An 18,726-nucleotide genomic window follows, 5' to 3' on the forward strand; every position below is an offset into this window, starting at 1 on the left:
ATATGGATGAATATGTTTGATTGTGCCATGTCGCCTCTTTTGAACCCCCACGAAAACTTGAGAAAACCCGAGGAATACTAAGAACTACTGAATTTTCATGAGGGAGGCTCGGGCGCCCTCCCGAGGAAAGCCGGTCCCGCAGCGGAATGGAACGTCCCATCCAGAATAACTATGAACCACTATAAATCCAACAAACAGGTTTGCCCCAAACAGAAAAAGGAAATATAGGAACAATGCAGAACTATTCAAAAACCAGCGGCTCTCCACACCTGTCAAGAGGGGACAGAAACACAAAAAAATTTCATTCCCCAAAACATCAGGAATGAAAAGCCTCCAAGACAATTACCTATTTTTTTCGACACAATTCGAGATGAATCGTGGGTAAAAAGCCGCTATAATAGAAAGATGCTAGTTAGGAAGAGGGTAAAAGATGGAGTATGCCAAGCAGAAATTACATGAAGAAAAAGTATTTAAAGACCCTGTTCATCGATACGTTCATGTAAAGGACCGGGTGATCTGGGATTTGATTGGAACAAAAGAGTTTCAACGCCTTCGCAGGATCCGTCAGCTGGGAACTACCTACTTGACCTTCCACGGTGCGGAACACAGCCGTTTCAACCATTCCCTTGGAGTCTATGAAATCATCCGCCGGATCATCGACGATGTATTCGAGGGAAGACCTGAATGGAGCGATGATGAGCGCCTCTTATCCCTTTGTGCCGCCCTGCTGCACGACCTGGGGCATGGACCGTTCTCCCACTCATTCGAAAAAGTCTTCCATATGGATCACGAGCACTTCACCCAGGCAATCATCCTTGGGGACACCGAGGTCAACCAAGTACTGAGAAAAGTGGCAAAAAACTTCCCAAAACATGTAGCGGAAGTCATTGCCAAAACCTATAAGAACAAGCTTGTCGTCAGTCTCATATCCAGTCAGATCGACGCCGATCGCATGGATTATCTGCAAAGGGACGCCTATTTCACAGGAGTAAGCTACGGCCACTTCGATATGGAGCGAATCCTTCGTGTCATGAGACCGCGGGAAGATCAGGTCGTCATCAAGCAGAGCGGGATGCACGCCGTCGAGGACTACATCATGAGCCGCTATCAAATGTATTGGCAGGTTTATTTCCACCCGGTCACACGGAGTGCGGAAGTGATCCTGACGAAGATCTTACATAGGGCGAAGGAGCTTTACGAGGATTCCTACTCCTTCAAACAGGAACCGGTACACTTTTATTCACTGTTCCAGGGGGATGTTTCCCTTGAAGATTACCTGAAGCTTGATGAAGGGGTCATCACGTACTATTTTCAGATTTGGCAGGAAGAAGAAGATCCGATCCTCCGCGACCTGTGCGAGCGGTTCATGAATCGCAATCTGTTCAAATACGTCGAATTCGACCCGGCTAAGGAATATAAGAAGCATAGTGAACTCGAAGCACTCTTCAAAAAAGCAGGCATCGATCCCGACTACTATCTTGTTGTCGATTCTTCCTCCGATCTGCCGTACGATTTTTATCGTCCCGGTGAAGAGGAGGAACGTCTTCCGATTCATCTTCTGATGAAGAACGATGAGCTGAGGGAGCTTTCAAGGCAGTCGGATATCGTCGATTCCATCTCCGGGAAACGCCGGACAGACCATAAACTATACTATCCAGTGGATCTTCTCTATGACGAATCCACGAAGAAGAATATAAAAAGACAGATTCGCAGCATCTTAGAACTCACATGACGACACGGTGGCTAGACATGCAATACTAGGAGTAGGAGATGACGTACATTGTTGAAAGAACACGCAAAATTGATGAGCGCCTTCATGGCATCGGGCGAAGTGATCGGGAGGAAAAAGCTTCAGAAGATGATCTTCATCGCGAAGAAGCTGGCCTTCCCGTTTCAGGAGCGCTTTGAATTTCATTTCTATGGTCCCTATTCAGAGGAACTGACTCTCAGGGTGGAAGAATTATGCAATATGGGGTTCATCTCGGAAGTGAAGGAGAAGAAGGGTGGCTACTATCAATACCGCTACTCCGTCACAGAAGAAGGAGAGGACTTTTTGAAGATCTATGAAAAGGACATGCCGTTCCTCGAGGATTGCTTAACGGATATGAACGGTCAATCGGCCCGTTTCCTTGAGCTCGTATCGACTGTCCTTTACTTTGATACCCTTCCGAAAGAAGAAGTGGCGGAAAAGGTCTTCACCTTAAAGAGCAAACAAAAGTATACGAATGAAGAAGTGGATGAGGCCTATGCCTACATCGAAAGCTTGAAAAAGGTCATTCACTAGGATGGAGGGGACTGCGCTTGAAGCGGTCCTTTTTTATGTTGGGCAAAGAAAAAACGGCCGCAATATGGGGCCGTCATGGATCATTGGTCGCTTAGGCGCTTGCCGCCTGACGCGTAGTGGTTCTTGGTCATTTCCTCGATAAAGACGACGACTTTCTCTTCGGGTGCTCCAGTCGTTTCGCTGACGGCTTCCGTCACTTTCTCAACGAGTGCGCGCTTTTGATCATCAGTGCGTCCTTCCAGCATCTTCACGGTCACATAAGGCATTTACATTCGCTCCCTGCTTTTGAATTTGATACAATCTGTGATAGGCTTTTGCCTATACCTTAACTGTATCGGGTAACGCTTGGACAGGCAAGACATATTCAGCCTACGGATGCAGGACTTTTCCTGTATACTGGGGAATAAGAAAATATATGAAACAGATAAAGGAGTACATATCTTGGAAACATTCCGTCAGCTTTTTGAAGCCATTTCCATTTTTCGGCTGAACGAGATGCCGTTTGTCATCATTTCCCTCGTCGTGGGGTTCACGGTCCATGAGTTTGCCCACGCGTATGTGGCATACCGCTTCGGCGACAACACGGCGAAGGATCAAGGGCGCTTGACACTGAATCCGGCTCAGCATCTTGATCCGATCGGGACGCTTCTGCTTCTGATCGCAGGTTTCGGTTGGGCAAGACCGGTACCGGTCCAGCGCTCGCGTTTTAAAAATCCAAAGCTTGCCGGGATCCTAGTGTCCCTTGCCGGCCCGCTCAGCAACTTTTTAGTCGCCTTCATCGCGTATGCCCTGTTCTTTTTCTTCATTGGCGTCAGCGGATTCACGGTCCCATCGTTCATTGTGAATCTTCTTCAGATGATGGTGTACCTGAATGTCCTACTGTTCGTCTTCAATCTGATACCGGTTCCGCCGCTGGACGGATACAGGGTGATCGAGGATCTGGTACCGCCCCATGTACGTTCAAAGATGAGCCAGTATGAGCAGTACGGTGCACTGATTTTCATCGTACTCGTCATCACCCCATTGGGGAACTATACGATTAGACCGTTGCTTTTCAACGGAATCGCAGCAGTGAATCAGACATTCAACAGCATTTTCACGGCAATCTATTCACTATTTTCGTAGTCAAAATCAATTGAAATATAGAGGAGTGAGACAGGATGGAGAAGAAGAAAAATATCGGATTCAACATCATCAAAAATGACCCGACTGATGGGCATGGAGGATATGGTGTCGGCGCCCTCAGTCTGGATAATGTATCACCCGTCATGATCGACGTGGAAGCAGGAGAAGCCACCATCGAAGTCGGCGCCATGCACGCACGGAGCCCCATTGAAAAAGGTATCAAGTTCACGAATAACAGGGAAGATTCGGCAGGCGGGAAAAATTACTGGCTGATCTGGGTGACGATTGACCGGATGGAAGACGGTCCCTATTATGCAGGTGTGACAGCATGTGAACTTGTAGTGAATAGGGAAAAGAGAAGGGGCTATAAGTCCATGCCGGAGCATGTGAATCACATGGATAAGTCGATCAAACGCTATATCATCGTCGAACAGATGGATGAAAAGTCCAAGGGGATCCTCGCAGCATTCCTGAAGAATCATGATCAGGGAATGTGGGATCGTTCGAAAGATGAGCTGAAAAGCGCATTGTTAAGCGAATGAAAGCGTTTGTGAACAAACTGTGAACATTTCCTTTGTGTGACTTTCCTATCTTGTGCTTTGTTGAGAATAAAAGTAAAATGAAAGCACAGTTTGCACATAAACTAGGACACGGAAAGACCCGGATCACGCACAGATCCGGGTCTTTCTTTTTTGTGTCTAGAAGATCCAGTCCCTGAACCGATCAAGCCATGGCTTCCGCTTCTTGGAAGGTGAGTGGTGGTCACTGCCATGATTCCCTTCACGGAGATGGGTCTGGCAGTAGTCGGTCGGTTCTGTTCCTTTCACAAAATAAGTGAACCGTTGGACTGGACAGTCCTTGGTGGCAAGTTTGCCGCTCTGTGGATCCACTGCCACTCCGATCACATTCTTCGTCGGTTTGAAGCTTTTGATCGGTTCATCCTTCAGGGCCTGTTCCATGAAGTTCACCCAGATTTTCTTAGCATAATACTTATCGTTGGCGAGGTTGACTTCCTCTCCTTTATCGAATCCCGTCCATACCCCTGCCGTCAGTTGAGGGGTGAACCCGATCATCCAGTTATCCGTGTCTGTTGTGCCCGATTTCCCAGCATAGGGACGGGTGGCGTCCCCAATGATCTGGGTGCCGGTCACATTGGCATAGCCGTTCAGCTTCGGATCAAAGATCCCCGTCAGCATATGGGTCATGACGAAAGCAAGGTCATGGTCAAGGACAGGTTCCTTTTTGGACGCATGCTCGTAGATTGTTTTCCCTGAGTAGTCCACCACCTTGGTGATGAAGACGGGCTTCACTTTGTATCCACCGTTGGCAAACATATTATAGGCGTTCACCATATCGATGACCCTGGCGCCGGATGTTCCGAGGGCAGAGGACGGATACTTTTTGATATCCGTCGTGATCCCGAACTGTTCTTTGGCCGTTTTCGGCAGCGTGTCCTGGCCAATGAACAGATGGGTCTTGACTGCATAGATATTATCGGAAAGGGCGATGGCCTGTGCCAGCGTAATGTCCCCGTTCGGGTACTGATTATTATAATTATGGGGTTCATACGTCGACTCCCCGTCATTGAATGTGAAGGAGGTGGGCTCGCTCTTCATCCTTGTCGACGGCGTGTAGCCTTCTTTCAGAGCTGCATAGTAAAGGAGCGGCTTGATCGTGGATCCGGGCTGTCTGATGGCCTGGACGGCACGGTTGAAAGGGCTCTGCTCATAATTCCTGCCCCCTACCATGGCCGATACGTACCCGGAAGAAGGATCCATCGAGACGAGTGCAAGCTGAAGGTCGGAATCCTGCGGGATCTGTTCAGCTACGACTTTCTCGGCAATTTTCTGGTGATGGGGGTTCAAGGTCGTATAGACTTTCAGCCCACCCATTTCGATGGTACGCTCATCGATCCCGAGTTCTGAATGAAGTACGCTTTTGACGACATCCTGGAAATAGGGTGCGACATTCGCCGTCTGATTCGGATGGGTACCCGTAATGGCGAGCTTATTGTTTTTGGCAGAGTCGGCCTCTTCTTGCGTGATGCGCCGATCTTCCGCCATGGAATCCAGGATGAGAGCCTGTCTTTTCCCAGCGTTGTCTGGATGGCTGATCGGTGAGTAGTAGACTGGGGCCTTCGGAACCCCGGCAAGAACCGCCGCTTCTTCAAGGGTGAGATCCTTCGCGTCTTTTCCGAAGTAGAACTGGCTCGCTGCTTGGATTCCATAAGCGCCGTGGCCATAATAGATCGTATTCACATAGCCTTCCAGGATTTCTTTCTTGGAGTAATTCATCTCGATTCGTACGGTGTACAGCGCTTCGGAGATTTTCCGTTTCCACGTTTTGTCGTGGGAGAGGAAGAGGTTCCGAGCGTACTGCTGGGAGATGGTGCTTGCCCCCTGTACCTTGCTCATCGCCTTCAAGTCGGCAAGTGCTGCGCCTCCCATCCGTTTGAAATCGAACCCATAGTGCTCATAGAACCGTTTATCCTCGACAGAGATCGTCGCTTCGATCAGATAGGGAGAAATGTCATCAAGGTCGACCCAGTATCGCTTTTCTCCTGTATTCGTTTCTCCGATCACCGATCCGTCTTCCCCGTAAAGGAGACTTGCCTGGGGGACGGCGAGCGGGGGCGGACCTTTTACTTTTGCGTAAATGAGCACGGCAAGGAGCATCAATAGGAGGAGTACCACTATGGCAAGGCACGCTGCGGCTGCCAGCCTGATATATTTTTTCGACTTACCCAATTGTTTGACCATCGTCTCCATTCCTTCCCCCTCTTTCTGTCGTTCGTAAGCAGAATCTATCAGACCTGCCTTTCTTATTTAGTAGTATGAGATAATTTGAGGGGTTTTAAACATGATCAGCCGAATATTCACTTCCTTATGGAGGAGTGTGGAATGTTCCTGAAAATTTCACTTGAATTTTTGCGAGTTTCCACTATACTTTTTCTCATGTTTGTATTTATCCTGAAAGGGAAGGATAATGTTGGACAATGAAGACAACCGGTCGAGGGACTGAACAATAGAGCTTGCTGCAGCACACCTTTACTGCAGCCATACCATACATGGAAAGGAAGTAGAACAAATGAGCGGACTTTGGTATACAGAGAAACAAACGGATAACTTCGGGATCACGATGAAGATCAAGAAGACCTTACATACGGAGCAAACGGATTTTCAATATCTTGAAATGGCCGAAACGGAAGAATGGGGGAACATGCTTTTCCTTGACGGAATGGTCATGACAAGTCAGAAAGACGAATTCGTTTATCACGAAATGGTCGCACACGTACCCCTTTTCACCCATCCCAACCCTGAAAACGTCCTGGTCGTCGGTGGAGGCGATGGCGGTGTCATCCGTGAAGTATTGAAGCACCCAAGCGTGAAGAAGGCCGTATTGGTTGATATCGACGGGAAGGTCATCGAGTATTCCAAGAAGTATCTTCCTGAGATTGCAGGAGAACTTGAAAACGAACGTGTCGATGTTCAAGTCGGTGACGGATTCATGCATATCGCCAAAAGTGAAAATGAATACGACGTCATCATGGTCGATTCAACCGAACCTGTAGGGCCTGCCGTGAACCTCTTCACAAAAGGCTTCTATGCTGGGATCTCCAAAGCGCTGAAAGAAGACGGGATCTTCGTCGCTCAGTGTGATAACCCATGGTTCAAAGCGGATCTGATCCGCCAAGTACAAAAAGACGTGAAAGAGATCTTCCCGATCACACGTCTTTACACAGCGAACATCCCGACCTATCCAAGCGGCATGTGGGCCTTCACGATCGGTTCAAAGAAATACGATCCGACTGATGTGCCGGCAGAGCGTTTCCACGAAATCGAAACGAAGTATTACACGAAAGAGCTTCACAACGCAGCGTTCGTCCTGCCTAAATTCGTGAAAGACCTGACAGAATAAAACAAATGAAAAGGACGGACCTTCGAATCAGGGTCCGTCCTTCTTGAAGAGAGGAAGTATACCATGCGCTTTGATGAAGCCTATTCAGGCAATGTATTTATTAAGAGTCATCCTTCATACGAAGAAAGTTCAGTCGTCCTGTACGGCATGCCGATGGATTGGACCGTCAGCTACCGCCCGGGTTCACGTTTCGGTCCGACCCGTATCCGCGAGGTGTCCATCGGGCTTGAAGAATACAGCGCCTACCTGGATCGTGAGCTGGAAGAAGTAAAATACTACGACGCAGGGGATATCCCCCTTCCATTCGGGAACGCCCAGCGCAGTCTTGATATGATCGAAGACTACATCGACGGTCTGCTGGCAGATGGGAAGACACCATTCGGCATGGGGGGAGAGCATCTTGTATCGTGGCCCGTCATGAAAGCCGTAGCGAAAAAGCATCCGGATCTTGCCATCATCCACATGGATGCACATACCGATCTGCGTGAAGAGTATGAAGGAGAGCCCCTTTCCCACTCGACGCCGATCCGTAAGATTGCTGAGCACATCGGACCCGAAAATGTGTACTCCTTCGGGATTCGTTCCGGCATGAGGGAAGAATTCCAATGGGCGAAGGAAAATGGGATGCATATCTCGAAATTCGAAGTCCTTGAGCCCCTTAAGGAAATCCTGCCGACGCTAGCAGGACGCCCGGTCTATGTCACCATCGACATCGATGTCCTTGACCCGGCCCATGCTCCAGGCACGGGTACAGTGGATGCTGGAGGCATCACGTCCAAAGAACTTCTTGCGTCCATTCACGAAATCGCCCGTTCTGAAGTGAACGTCGTCGGTGCAGATCTTGTGGAGGTTGCGCCGATCTATGATCCATCCGAACAAACGGCCAACACCGCGAGCAAGCTGATCCGTGAAATGCTTCTCGGCTGGATGTAATCAATCCTTTCCTAAGCCCCTTGAGCCTCCGGTCCAAGGGGCTTTTTCCTTATATCCTCCCTGAAATCCCGTCCCTTCCATTGCATTTTATCAGGATAGTTCTTATAATTAATAAGTTAGAGGACAGGCTCCTACAGGCAGCCATGTCCAATGAAGAGACGATTCAGTGGTTCAGATCACCGATCTGATCCATTACCCATAGCAGCAATACAGCATACTAAAAAGGATGTGAGTGGTTTGACAGCTTCACCGACCGATTCGACCCCTGTCAAAATTCACTTGAAAACAAAGATCACCATCGGGGAAGAGAGCGATTCATATGAATTGATCTCGTTTGGCCGATATTATGAGAAAGCAGGAGCCGTTTTCCTGAAATACGATGAGGTACAAGAAGAGGGTACCACCAATACGATCGTCAAGCTGACCGACCGTCAGGCCCTGATCCTCCGCAGCGGAGCCGTCAAGATGAGGATGGCCTTCAACGAAGAGGAGGAACAGAATGGCTCGTATGAAAGTCAGTTGGGGACACTGTTATTGACCACCAAGACCCATTCCCTATCCCACACCCAGATGGATACATCCCTTGAAGGGGATTTCAATCTCACCTATCAACTGAAGATGCAAGGCAATCCGGTTGGAGAGTATATCATGTCCATTTATTACAAGGAGGAAGCGTAGACCCATGAATATTGTTGAAAACGTGCAAGAAAAACTGAAAGCTGAAATCAAGGACGCTGTCATTAAAGCGGGACTTGCCACTGAAGATCAGATCCCTGATGTGATCCTGGAGACTCCGAAGGATAAAACCCACGGGGATTATTCCACAAATATGGCGATGCAGCTCGCGCGCGTGGCAAAAAAAGCTCCGCGCATGATTGCAGAAGAGCTGATCAACCACTTTGATCAATCCAAAGCGTCCATCGAGAAGCTGGACATCGCAGGACCGGGCTTCATCAACTTTTTCATGGACAACGCCTACCTCAACGACTTGATTCCTGTCATCCTTGATGAAGGCCATGACTATGGACAGTCCAATGCCGGAAACGGAGAGCGAGTGAACGTGGAATTCGTATCTGCCAATCCTACCGGAGACCTTCACCTTGGTCATGCCCGTGGAGCCGCTGTCGGTGATTCCCTGTGCAACGTCCTCGAGAAGGCAGGCTATGAAGTCACACGTGAGTATTACATCAATGATGCAGGAAACCAGATCCACAACCTTGCTGTGTCAGTAGAAGCCCGTTACTTCCAGGCCCTCGGCGAAGATAAAACCATGCCAGAAGACGGATACCACGGTGCCGATATCATCCAGATCGGGAAGGATATTGCTGACGAGCACGGACGCACATACGCAGAAGCGAGTGAAGAGGACCGCTATGCGTTCTTCCGTGAATACGGTTTGAAGACCGAAATGGCGAAGCTTCAAAAGGACCTTGAAATGTTCCGCGTACCATTCAACGTCTGGTACTCTGAAACATCCCTTTACAACAACGGGAAGATCGATGCCGCCCTTCAAACGCTCAAAGACAATGGCCATGTATACGAAAAAGACGGGGCGACCTGGTTCCAATCGTCTGAACTCGGTGACGATAAAGACCGCGTGTTGATCAAAAATGACGGTACGTACACGTACTTGACTCCTGACATTTCCTATCATAAAGACAAGTTCGACCGCGGACACGATGTCCTTATCAACATCTGGGGAGCGGATCACCACGGCTACATCCCTCGTATGAAGGCAGCTGTCGAGGCGCTTGGTTTCAACCGTGACAAGCTTGAAGTGGAAATCATCCAACTTGTCCATCTGTACAAGGACGGCGAGAAGATGAAGATGAGCAAGCGTACCGGTAAAGCCGTGACGCTTCGTGAACTGGTCGAGGAAGTCGGCCTTGATGCCGTTCGTTATTTCTTTGCAATGAGAAGTGCGGATACACATATGGACTTCGATCTGGATCTTGCCGTTTCCCAGTCGAATGAGAATCCGGTTTATTATGCGCAGTATGCTCATGCACGGATTTGCAGCATCCTTCGTCAGGCAGATGAGCAGGGACTTGCATCTGAAGACAAGATTGACCTGAGCCTGATCGGAACGGAGAAAGAGATCGATCTGTTGAAGAAGCTGGGTGAATTCCCGCAGGTCATTGCAGATGCAGCGGAGAAACGCACGCCTCACCGCATGGCCAATTACATCAATGATTTGGCTTCGGCGTTCCATAGCTTCTATAATGCGAATAAAGTTCTTGATGGGGAGAACCGTGAGTTGACTACGGCCCGTCTGGCGCTTGTAAAGACGGTACGGATTACGCTTCAGAATGCGTTGGCATTGATTGGGGTTTCTGCACCGGAGAAAATGTAAGGTTTTTGTTTAGCGAGTACGCTTCCTTTTGGGGGCGTGCTCGTTTTTTTGCTGTGGACATAGATAGACGTGGGAGCCAAATTTGTATAAATGGGGATGTGGGAACAGGGGCCGTTCCATTCCGCTACGACCGGCCGCTTTCCTCGGGGAGTCAGTTGAGCCGCTTCGGCTGCGCCTGCAGGGTCTCAACCTTGCCTCTATTCCCGAAGGAGTCGGCCGGTCTCCGCTGCATTGCACTCTGCGGTGAAGGAAGAGATAGTTGGGAAAATCCCCTTCTGGTTTAGATGAAAATTAAGTTGAAATCAAGCCCGTTCCAATCCGCTGCGGCCGCCTGCTTTCCTCGGGGAGTGAGTCGAGCCTCCTCAGCTGCGCTTCCGGGGTCTCGAACTTCACTCTATTCCCGAAGGAGTCGGCAGGCCTCTTCTGCATTGCACTCTGTGGTGGTGGAGGAGGTTGAAAAGACGCCTTTCTACTTTAGATGAAGATCAGTGGGGAATGAAGTTTGTTTCATTCCGCTGCGGCCGCCTGCTTTCCTCGGGGAGTGAGTCGAGCCTCCTCAGCTGCGCTTCCGGGGTCTCGAGCATCCCTCTATTCCCGAAGGAGTCAGTCGGCCTTTGCTGCATTGCACTTTGTGGTGGTGGAGGAGGTTGAGAAGGCAGCTTCCTGCTTTTGATGAAGATCGTGGTGCCATCAGGACCGTTTCATTCCGCTGCGACCGTCCGCTTTCCTCGGGGAGTCAGTTGAGCCGCTTCGGCTGCGCCTGCAGGGTCTCAATCTTGCCTCTATTCCCGAAGGAGTCGGCCGGTCTCCGCTGCATTGCACTCTGTGGTGATGGGGGAGGTTGTGAAGGCTACTTTCTGCTTTAGATGAGGATCTTGGTGGAATCAAGGTCCGTTCCATTCCGCTACGGCCGTCTACTTTCCTCGAGAGTGAGTAGGTTTTCTTTGTTATGTAATAATCTTCCTGTTATGATGACTCAAAGAGACGGGGGGATGATGGTGAGGAAGTATCTATGTGTGTTTGCTGTCTTGTGTTTTTTGACGGGGTGCGGGGTGACGGCTTGGGAGGATTTGAAGCCGCCTGATTTGACTATTTCGGCGGGGGAAGAGGACTTGTCTTATACGTTGGGTACGTTTACTTGGTCGGAAAATAAAAGGTCGGTTGCGTCTGATGCTCCTTCTCTTGTTGACCATGTCGATGTGACAAATGATGTGGAAGCAGGGGAGACTGTATCGATTGATTTTGCTCAGGAGCCGGATTTGATTGAGGTTGGCGTTTGGAAGGATGAAGAGGTGGTTTTTAAACAACTTGCAGGCAACACCATTATCCTACCGAATGAAAAGAGTGACGTCTTGTATGTCATTAGAGCAGAATGGCCAGAAGGTGACGCGTTATATTCTCTATCTATCAAAACAATTGGATCACGACCCTAACTAGTGTGAGGGGCAGTCTATGGTGAGTCACAGACCGCCCGACACATGGTCAGAAAGAGGAGGTGCTTTGCGTATCTCTTTTCAACTGCACATACTCAAACCGATGCCACTTACGAAATGTCCCCACAACTGAAAAACGCACTGGGAATGCAAATCGGGGGCCGTCGAAGACAAAGGAGTGAAATTCCCCATTCTCTCCACAGGGATCTACGTGTTCAGGCAGGTCTTGGAGGAAAGATTCATCATACTCCCTGCCTAAAAACGAAGAATCAAGCTGTTCTTCATCCACGCAGACAATGATGGCCCGGTAGCCGCGTCGGATGAAGCGCTCTGATAAGCTTTTTGTGTCCTCCCCCCAGAGAGGGAAAATGGGCTTCAGTCCTGACGACTCCAGTTGCTTTTCTCTATAGTTCCGGATCTCTTCTAAGAAGAGGTCACCGAATGCCATCTCGGTGAAGCCCTCGTGCAAAAGCCCATGGACGGCTGTGCCCATGGTCTCTTCGTATTGTTTATTGGTCGGCGTGTCTTCAAATGAAACAGGATAGAGGGGGATTCCCAGGGCTTCAGCCTGGATCTTTACAAGCTCCAGGGGGACCTCGTGCATCATCATCGTGGAAGAGGCCTTTTGGAACGTGGTCAGTAAACCATGAGCGGTTCCGATTTTGTCCAGCATCATCATGCTGTCACGTCCCCCGCTCCAGGACAGGCATACTTTGTTCATGGGAATCATCCTTTTTCTTCCCAGTATATCAAACTCACCAGGTAAGGGAGGCTCCGGATAAGCGTTTGACACCCCTGATGGAGGAAAGGTCTTCCACGAGCTTCAGCATGGCGAGATCTTTGTGCTTTGCTTCCACCATGATGTCGATGTCCTGATCGAGCTCTTTCACCTGTTTCATGAAGCCTTCGACGAAGGTCGAGTCGACGAGATCGGCATGGGAGCGGAACGCCTTCTCCGATTTTGGCGAAGAGACGTGGATTTTCGGTACAAGGTCTCGGTGTTGCCAGGTGTTGAAGATATCCGGTAAAAGATCTTCGAGCGGCTGTTCACAACGGTTCGCCTCGTGGTGATGGATATCGAGGACCATGGGAGTGGTGGTTTGTTGGCACGCAGCCAATGTTTCCCCTGCATCATAGGTCTTGTCATCATTCTCGAGGGTCATGACCTTCCGCGCTTCATCTGGGAGCGTTTTAAGATTTTCATGGAAACGTTCCAGTGTCTTTTCTTTATCCCCGTAGGTCCCTCCGATATGGATGTTGATGACGCCTTGATCCTCAATGCCCATGAGTTCGAGCATCCGGTAGTGATACATCATATCCTTCACCGCGTTTTCTGTTACATGGTCCCGAGGGCTGGTGAAGAGGGTATATTGGTTCGGATGAAAGCTTGCTCGGATCCCGAATTGCCGGATCAGATCTCCGAGTTCTGCCCATTCTTTTTTGAACGGGGAATGGAAGTCCCACTCCACCTCTGGATGGGTGGCGAGGGGCACGAGGGAGCTCGAGAGCCGGTATACTTCGATTTCATGGGCTGCACAGAAGTAGAGGATCCGCTTCGTATGGTACAGGTTGAGTGCGGTCACTTCTTTCAATTTATCCATTCGTTCGGAAGCCGGGAGCTCCGTATAGCGTTTGAATGTCATCGTTTTGGCTGGACTTGCATCCCACAGACTGAGGGAGTTGGCCACGAATCCGAAGCGAATCTTCATCAGGCGATCCCTCCTAGAGTAGAATTGATATGGCTCCGCCGATCTTTTCCTTGATCCTGGTCATGACGGATACGTTTGCTAGATCCTCAGAAGAAAGAAGGTCAGATTCCATCATATCCTTCGCAATCTCTTTTTTAAGCGTCCCGATAAAGGCCTTGTCGTAAATCAGGTTGTTCAGTTCCAAATTGATGAAAAAGCTCCGCTGATCAAAGTTAGCTGTTCCGATATCGCAGAAGTGATTATCGATGACAAGGAGCTTAGCATGATAAAAGCCATTCAGGAACTGATAGACCTTTGCGCCTTTCGGAAGAAGCTTCCTGAAATAAGGGAAGGCCGTCTCTTTGACAATTATATGGTCGGCATTGTCCGGGACGATGATGGAGACATCGACACCACGGTCCAGGGCACGGCAAAGGGCATCCATCAAGACAGGGGTGGGAATGAAGTAAGGAGTCCCGATGATGATCTCTTCCTTGGCTTCATCGATGAATTCCCGGAAGAAATCTTCGATATTGACCCCTTCTGTGGGGAAGATCCGATGCTTGATCAGACCCTTTTCCGGTGCAGGGAAGTATTTCGGATCATCCTCGATCTGCTTTCGGGAACCCCGATACCAATCGATCGTGAACTCCGTCTGCAGATCATGCACGCCCTCACCTTCGATCCTCAAATGATAATCCCTCCAAGGGGAAAGCTCCGGCTTGTCGTTTTCATCGATGTACTCTTTCCCGACGTTGTAGCCACCCATATAGGCGATGACCCCGTCTATGACGGTGATCTTCCGGTGGTTCCGCTGTTGGGAGGAGAAGAAAAGGTAGGGAAGCCTGACTTTCTGAGTGAAGGCAACCTCCACACCTGCGTCCTTCAATTCACGGACCTTCGCTTTGGATACGCTGAAGCTGCCGAGTTGGTCCATGAGGAGCCGGACTTCAAGGCCCTCCCTGGCCTTTTCCATGAGCAGATCCATGAAACGGAAGCCGAAATGATCATCCTGTACGATATAGAAAAGCACATGGATCGACGAGGTCGCCATCTTCATTTCTTTAAACATCGTGTCAAAAAGATCCGGTCCCCTTGAAAAAAGCTGAATATCGCTCTCGCGCACGGGGTAATCACGCTTCATGCGCGTCCGGATGAAATGTTGTCTCCCCAGTTTAAAATCGACTGCCACCCAGGCAGCCGCAATGATCAGTATTCCAATGATTATGATCCACCACATCTACATCACTCTCTCATTCGAGTTCTTATTAGTATGTCCGTACAATGTCTTTCCTTTGCATCCTTTCTTCTTTTCCCTTTCGCAGGACGGTGGAAACCTGGAGGGGATGAATCCAGTAGCAATCAAAATGAAAAGGTTTTCAAAAATAAAGAAAAACCATTGACTGAATGCTCATTCATTATATAATGGAGGTAAGGATTATTCAGAATATTTATTTGGTTTGAAAAGTTCGCGCGGAACTGGACCAAAGAAGGGGGAGGGTTTGTTCCATGAACGGATTATTGATCGTGAACTGGATTGCATTTGTCCTTGTGACTGTCTACGCACTCAGTTTGTTTGTCTATGTGGTGAAAACAAGGATAGAATTCATCAAGCTCGGTAAGAAAGTAGAGTTCGATCAACGCTTCAAAGAGCGTTTCCAGAAGATACTGGTAAATGTATTCGGTCAGAAAAAGCTTCTAAAGGATAAAAAGAGCGGGATTATCCATGTAATGTTCTTTTATGGCTTCATCCTCGTGCAATTCGGAGCCATTGATTTCATCGTGAAGGGCCTTGCACCAGGCAGTCATCTGCCGCTTGGTCCATTGTATCCCGGCTTTACCTTCTTCCAGGAAATCGTCACGCTGATGATCCTGGTCGCCGTCGTATGGGCCTTCCATCGCCGATATGTGGAGAAGCTTGTGCGATTGAAGCGAGGATTCAAGTCCGGTCTCGTGCTCCTGTTCATCGGAGGACTCATGCTTTCTGTCCTTGTCGGGAACGGAATGAGCCTGATCTGGCATGCTGAAGAGCTTTCATGGACGGAGCCGATTGCGTCTATAATTGGAGGAGCGCTTGGTGGAATCGGTGAAACGGCCTCTGTCGCGATCTTCTACGTAGCCTGGTGGATACACCTCTTATTCCTTCTTGCATTCCTTGTGTATGTGCCTCAGTCCAAGCATGCTCACTTGATTGCTGGACCGGCCAATGTATACTTCAACCGTCTCGATCCTCCCGGCAAGCTGAAAGCCATCGATTTTGAAGATGAAACGGTCGAAAGCTATGGCGTAGGGAAGATTGAAGAGTTCACCCAAACGCAAATGATCGATTTCTATGCATGCGTGGAGTGTGGACGATGTACGAATATGTGTCCGGCGACCGGTACAGGGAAGATGCTTTCTCCGATGGATCTCATCGTGAAGCTGCGTGACAACCTGACGAACCACGGGGCTGCCGTCACTCAGAAAAAACCGTGGGTCCCGACATTTGCCTTCAATCATACGAAGGGGAATCAGCTGGCCATGGCAGGGGCGACTGCTGCCGCAGAAGAAGCGGCTTCAGCAGCTGCCTACAGCCCGAGCCTCATCGGCGATGTCATCACGGAAGAAGAGATTTGGGCATGTACGACCTGTCGTAACTGTGAAGATCAATGTCCGGTCATGAATGAGCACGTCGATAAGATCATCGACCTGCGCCGCTATCTTGTACTGACGGAAGGAAAGATGGATGCCGACGCCCAGCGTGCGATGCAGAACATCGAGCGTCAGGGAAATCCGTGGGGTCTTAACCGGAAGGAACGAGAGAACTGGCGTGAAGCCCGCGAAGATGTTCACATCCCGACGGTCAAGGAACTGAAGAAGGCCGGCGAAGAGTTCGAATTCCTCTTCTGGGTTGGAAGCATGGGATCATTCGATAACCGCAGTCAAAAGATTGCCCTTTCCTTCGCCAAACTGATGAATGAAGCGGGTGTGAAATTCGCCATCCTCGGGAACAAGGAGAAGAACTCCGGTGACACGCCTCGCCGACTCGGGAATGAATTCCTGTTCCAAGAGCTAGCAGGTCAGAATATCGCAGAGTTCGAGAAGAATGACGTGAAGAAGATCGTCACCATCGATCCTCATGCATACAACATTTTCAAGAATGAGTACACGGACTTCGGACTCGAAGCGGAAGTCTATCACCACACAGAACTCCTGTATGAACTGGTGAGGGACGGCAGGCTGAAGCCGACTTATGAGGTAAGGGAAACGATCACCTTCCATGATTCCTGTTACCTTGGCCGTTACAATGAAGTCTACGATCCTCCGCGTGAGATCCTCAAGGCCATTTCCGGTGTAAAACTGGTTGAGATGGACCGGAACCGAGAAAAAGGCATGTGCTGCGGGGCAGGTGGCGGACTCATGTGGATGGAAGAAGATGCAGGGCACCGCGTAAACGTATCGCGTACAGAGCAGGCGCTTGCAGTTGCCCCTTCTGTCATCTCATCGGGTTGTCCTTATTGCCTCACGATGCTGTCTGATGGGACAAAGGCAAAGGAAGTGGAAGAAACGGTCTCGACCCTGGATGTAGCAGAACTGCTTGAGAAAGCCGTATGTGGAAGTGGTCCGGATCAAGCCGCCTCTTAATCTAGTAAAAAAGGTTTGAAAAGGAAGTAATTTCAAGTACAATGAATGTTGAGGGACGTTTTTAGTCCCTCTTCATTTGATCAGTTGGTGAGCGAGCGTTCAGTCGTCAGCTTTTTTATTTCAACATTATTGTAAGCGTATACAAAAGAGAGGGAGCGATGGAGATGGGCAGAACAGTCATAGTGGAAGGGGCAAGGACCCCATTCGGTAAATTCGGAGGCGGATTGAGCGGTTTTACGGCTTCGGAACTCGGTGGATTGGCAGTCAAGGAAGCATTGGAGCGCTCCGGCGTCAGTCCGGCAGACGTTGAAGAACTCATCCTCGGCAGCGTCCTCCAAGGAGGGCAGGGTCAGATCCCTTCCCGACAGGCGGCGAGACATGCTGGACTGCCTTGGGAGGTCAGGACCGAGACGATCAATAAGGTGTGTGCATCCGGAATGAGGAGTGTGACCTTCGGTGACCAGATTATCCGTGCCGGGGACGGGGAAGTCATCGTCGCAGGCGGGATGGAGTCCATGTCCAACGCTCCCTACCTTCTCCCGAAAGCACGCTGGGGCTATAAGATGGGGGACTCGAGCGTGAAGGATCTCATGGTCCATGACGGTCTGACCTGCAGCTTCAATGGGGTCCACATGGGCACCTACGGCAATTCCACCGCAAAGGAATTCGATCTTTCAAGGGAAGAACAAGATGAGTGGGCGCTGCGCAGTCATCAGCGTGCAGTGGAAGCTTCAGCGTATCTTGGGGAAGAAATCGTACCGGTTTCCGTTCCGCAGAGAAGGGGAGAGCCAGTGGTGATCTCTCAGGATGAAGCACCGAGAAAGAGTACGTCCCTCGAGGCGCTATCGAAGCTGTCACCAGTGTTTGATCACGGTGGGACCATCACGGCAGGAAATGCGCCGGGAGTCAACGACGGAGCATGTGCCATGGTCCTGATGAGCGAAGAGCGGGCAGGGAAAGAAGGGAAGGAACCCCTTGCCACGATTATCGGCTCCCATGCCGTAGCCGTGGAGGCAAAGGATTTCCCTCAAACTCCGGGACTCGTCATCAACGGACTGCTAGAGAAAACGGGGAAGACACTGGAAGAAATCGATCTGTTTGAAATCAATGAAGCATTTGCGGCAGTGGCATTGACCAGCGCCAAGATTGCCGGTCTTGATAAAGAAAAAGTGAACGTCAATGGGGGTGCGGTAGCCCTTGGTCACCCGATCGGAGCAAGCGGAGCAAGGATCATCCTGACCCTCGCATATGAACTGAGAAGACGTGGAGGAGGCATCGGGATCGCTTCCATCTGCAGCGGAGGCGGCCAGGGAGATGCCGTCATGATTGAGGTACCGAAGAAGTGAGGGAATCCACAAAGGGGGAAAT

16 protein-coding genes and 1 pseudogene are annotated in these 18,726 nt (G+C 49.9%); 12 read left to right on the forward strand and 5 right to left on the reverse strand.

The window, feature by feature from the left end; translation table 11 throughout:
• The first annotated feature begins 430 nt into the window (after positions 1-430).
• Positions 431-1,732, forward strand: a complete 1,302-nt coding sequence (locus tag ABJ225_RS15055; protein ID WP_053429685.1) for an HD domain-containing protein — start codon at positions 431-433, stop codon at positions 1,730-1,732.
• Between the two features lie 48 nt (positions 1,733-1,780).
• Complete coding sequence (locus ABJ225_RS15060) at positions 1,781-2,284, forward strand: YwgA family protein (RefSeq protein ID WP_056539288.1); 504 nt, start codon at positions 1,781-1,783, stop codon at positions 2,282-2,284.
• Between the two features lie 80 nt (positions 2,285-2,364).
• On the opposite strand, the gene ABJ225_RS15065 is transcribed toward ABJ225_RS15060, so the two are convergent.
• A complete protein-coding gene (locus tag ABJ225_RS15065) occupies positions 2,365-2,550 on the reverse strand; it encodes a 2-hydroxymuconate tautomerase (RefSeq protein WP_056539285.1) in 186 nt (61 codons plus the stop codon).
• Between the two features lie 229 nt (positions 2,551-2,779).
• Here ABJ225_RS15065 and ABJ225_RS15070 point away from each other — a divergent pair, with 229 nt between their 5' ends.
• A complete protein-coding gene (locus ABJ225_RS15070) occupies positions 2,780-3,409 on the forward strand; it encodes a site-2 protease family protein (RefSeq protein ID WP_056539972.1) in 630 nt (209 codons plus the stop codon).
• 35 nt (positions 3,410-3,444) lie between these two features.
• Positions 3,445-3,951 (forward strand): YwhD family protein, encoded by a 507-nt coding sequence (locus ABJ225_RS15075; protein ID WP_079514228.1) that lies wholly within the window; start codon positions 3,445-3,447, stop codon positions 3,949-3,951.
• Positions 3,952-4,107: 156 nt separating this feature from the next.
• Here ABJ225_RS15075 and ABJ225_RS15080 read toward each other — a convergent pair whose 3' ends face one another.
• Entirely contained in the window at positions 4,108-6,177 is a 2,070-nt protein-coding gene (locus tag ABJ225_RS15080; protein WP_347320961.1) for a transglycosylase domain-containing protein, read from the reverse strand.
• A gap of 319 nt (positions 6,178-6,496) precedes the next feature.
• Between ABJ225_RS15080 and speE the strand changes: the two genes are divergently transcribed.
• The 6 genes from speE (at position 6,497) to ABJ225_RS15110 (ending at position 12,046) form a co-directional block, all read left to right on the forward strand.
• Positions 6,497-7,327 (forward strand): spermidine synthase, encoded by an 831-nt coding sequence (speE, locus tag ABJ225_RS15085; RefSeq protein ID WP_048014304.1) that lies wholly within the window; start codon positions 6,497-6,499, stop codon positions 7,325-7,327.
• 63 nt (positions 7,328-7,390) lie between these two features.
• Positions 7,391-8,260, forward strand: coding sequence for an agmatinase (gene speB / locus ABJ225_RS15090; protein ID WP_053429680.1), 870 nt, complete (start codon positions 7,391-7,393; stop codon positions 8,258-8,260).
• 150 nt (positions 8,261-8,410) lie between these two features.
• Entirely contained in the window at positions 8,411-8,938 is a 528-nt protein-coding gene (locus tag ABJ225_RS15095) for a YwiB family protein (protein WP_347320962.1), read from the forward strand.
• Positions 8,939-8,942: 4 nt separating this feature from the next.
• Positions 8,943-10,613, forward strand: a complete 1,671-nt coding sequence (gene argS / locus ABJ225_RS15100) for an arginine--tRNA ligase (RefSeq protein ID WP_347320963.1) — start codon at positions 8,943-8,945, stop codon at positions 10,611-10,613.
• 647 nt (positions 10,614-11,260) lie between these two features.
• The gene (locus tag ABJ225_RS15105) at positions 11,261-11,479 is read left to right on the forward strand and encodes a hypothetical protein (RefSeq protein WP_347320964.1); all 219 of its coding nucleotides are present in this window, start codon (positions 11,261-11,263) and stop codon (positions 11,477-11,479) included.
• 150 nt (positions 11,480-11,629) lie between these two features.
• On the forward strand, positions 11,630-12,046 hold the full coding sequence (locus ABJ225_RS15110) for a hypothetical protein (RefSeq protein WP_347320965.1): 417 nt from the start codon (positions 11,630-11,632) through the stop codon (positions 12,044-12,046).
• Positions 12,047-12,194: 148 nt separating this feature from the next.
• Here the strand turns inward: ABJ225_RS15110 and ABJ225_RS15115 are convergent.
• From ABJ225_RS15115 to cls, 3 genes and pseudogenes are all read right to left on the reverse strand, one after another.
• Positions 12,195-12,776: pseudogene (locus ABJ225_RS15115) on the reverse strand (Dph6-related ATP pyrophosphatase); the annotation flags it as partial.
• A gap of 25 nt (positions 12,777-12,801) precedes the next feature.
• On the reverse strand, positions 12,802-13,755 hold the full coding sequence (gene uvsE / locus ABJ225_RS15120; RefSeq protein WP_347320967.1) for a UV DNA damage repair endonuclease UvsE: 954 nt from the start codon (positions 13,753-13,755) through the stop codon (positions 12,802-12,804).
• Between the two features lie 13 nt (positions 13,756-13,768).
• A complete protein-coding gene (gene cls, locus ABJ225_RS15125) occupies positions 13,769-14,974 on the reverse strand; it encodes a cardiolipin synthase (protein ID WP_347320968.1) in 1,206 nt (401 codons plus the stop codon).
• A 269-nt stretch (positions 14,975-15,243) separates the two neighbouring features.
• On the opposite strand from cls, the gene ABJ225_RS15130 reads away from it, so the two are divergent.
• Both ABJ225_RS15130 and ABJ225_RS15135 read left to right on the forward strand, forming a co-directional pair.
• Positions 15,244-17,358 carry a (Fe-S)-binding protein gene (locus ABJ225_RS15130; protein ID WP_238283194.1) on the forward strand — a complete coding sequence of 705 codons (2,115 nt, stop codon included), beginning with the start codon at positions 15,244-15,246 and terminating at the stop codon, positions 17,356-17,358.
• A 164-nt stretch (positions 17,359-17,522) separates the two neighbouring features.
• Complete coding sequence (locus ABJ225_RS15135) at positions 17,523-18,704, forward strand: acetyl-CoA C-acetyltransferase (RefSeq protein ID WP_347320969.1); 1,182 nt, start codon at positions 17,523-17,525, stop codon at positions 18,702-18,704.
• Positions 18,705-18,726: the final 22 nt, after the last annotated feature.

The sequence above is a fragment of the Rossellomorea sp. RS05 genome (genome assembly GCF_039822645.1).
In the GTDB taxonomy this organism is placed as follows: Bacteria; Bacillota; Bacilli; order Bacillales; family Bacillaceae_B; genus Rossellomorea; species Rossellomorea marisflavi_B.

What these genes read in the sequence shown, in the direction of transcription:
- ABJ225_RS15130 (WP_238283194.1), top strand. Translation starts at nt 15,244, where the DNA reads ATGAACGGATTATTGATCGTGAACTGGATTGCATTTGTCCTTGTGACT.
- ABJ225_RS15055 (WP_053429685.1), top strand. Translation starts at nt 431, where the DNA reads ATGGAGTATGCCAAGCAGAAATTACATGAAGAAAAAGTATTTAAAGAC.
- uvsE (WP_347320967.1), bottom strand. Translation starts at nt 13,755, where the DNA reads ATGAAGATTCGCTTCGGATTCGTGGCCAACTCCCTCAGTCTGTGGGAT.
- speE (WP_048014304.1), top strand. Translation starts at nt 6,497, where the DNA reads ATGAGCGGACTTTGGTATACAGAGAAACAAACGGATAACTTCGGGATC.
- argS (WP_347320963.1), top strand. Translation starts at nt 8,943, where the DNA reads ATGAATATTGTTGAAAACGTGCAAGAAAAACTGAAAGCTGAAATCAAG.
- cls (WP_347320968.1), bottom strand. Translation starts at nt 14,974, where the DNA reads ATGTGGTGGATCATAATCATTGGAATACTGATCATTGCGGCTGCCTGG.
- ABJ225_RS15065 (WP_056539285.1), bottom strand. Translation starts at nt 2,550, where the DNA reads ATGCCTTATGTGACCGTGAAGATGCTGGAAGGACGCACTGATGATCAA.
- ABJ225_RS15075 (WP_079514228.1), top strand. Translation starts at nt 3,445, where the DNA reads ATGGAGAAGAAGAAAAATATCGGATTCAACATCATCAAAAATGACCCG.
- ABJ225_RS15135 (WP_347320969.1), top strand. Translation starts at nt 17,523, where the DNA reads ATGGGCAGAACAGTCATAGTGGAAGGGGCAAGGACCCCATTCGGTAAA.
- speB (WP_053429680.1), top strand. Translation starts at nt 7,391, where the DNA reads ATGCGCTTTGATGAAGCCTATTCAGGCAATGTATTTATTAAGAGTCAT.
- ABJ225_RS15070 (WP_056539972.1), top strand. Translation starts at nt 2,780, where the DNA reads ATGCCGTTTGTCATCATTTCCCTCGTCGTGGGGTTCACGGTCCATGAG.
- ABJ225_RS15095 (WP_347320962.1), top strand. Translation starts at nt 8,411, where the DNA reads ATGAAGAGACGATTCAGTGGTTCAGATCACCGATCTGATCCATTACCC.
- ABJ225_RS15080 (WP_347320961.1), bottom strand. Translation starts at nt 6,177, where the DNA reads ATGGAGACGATGGTCAAACAATTGGGTAAGTCGAAAAAATATATCAGG.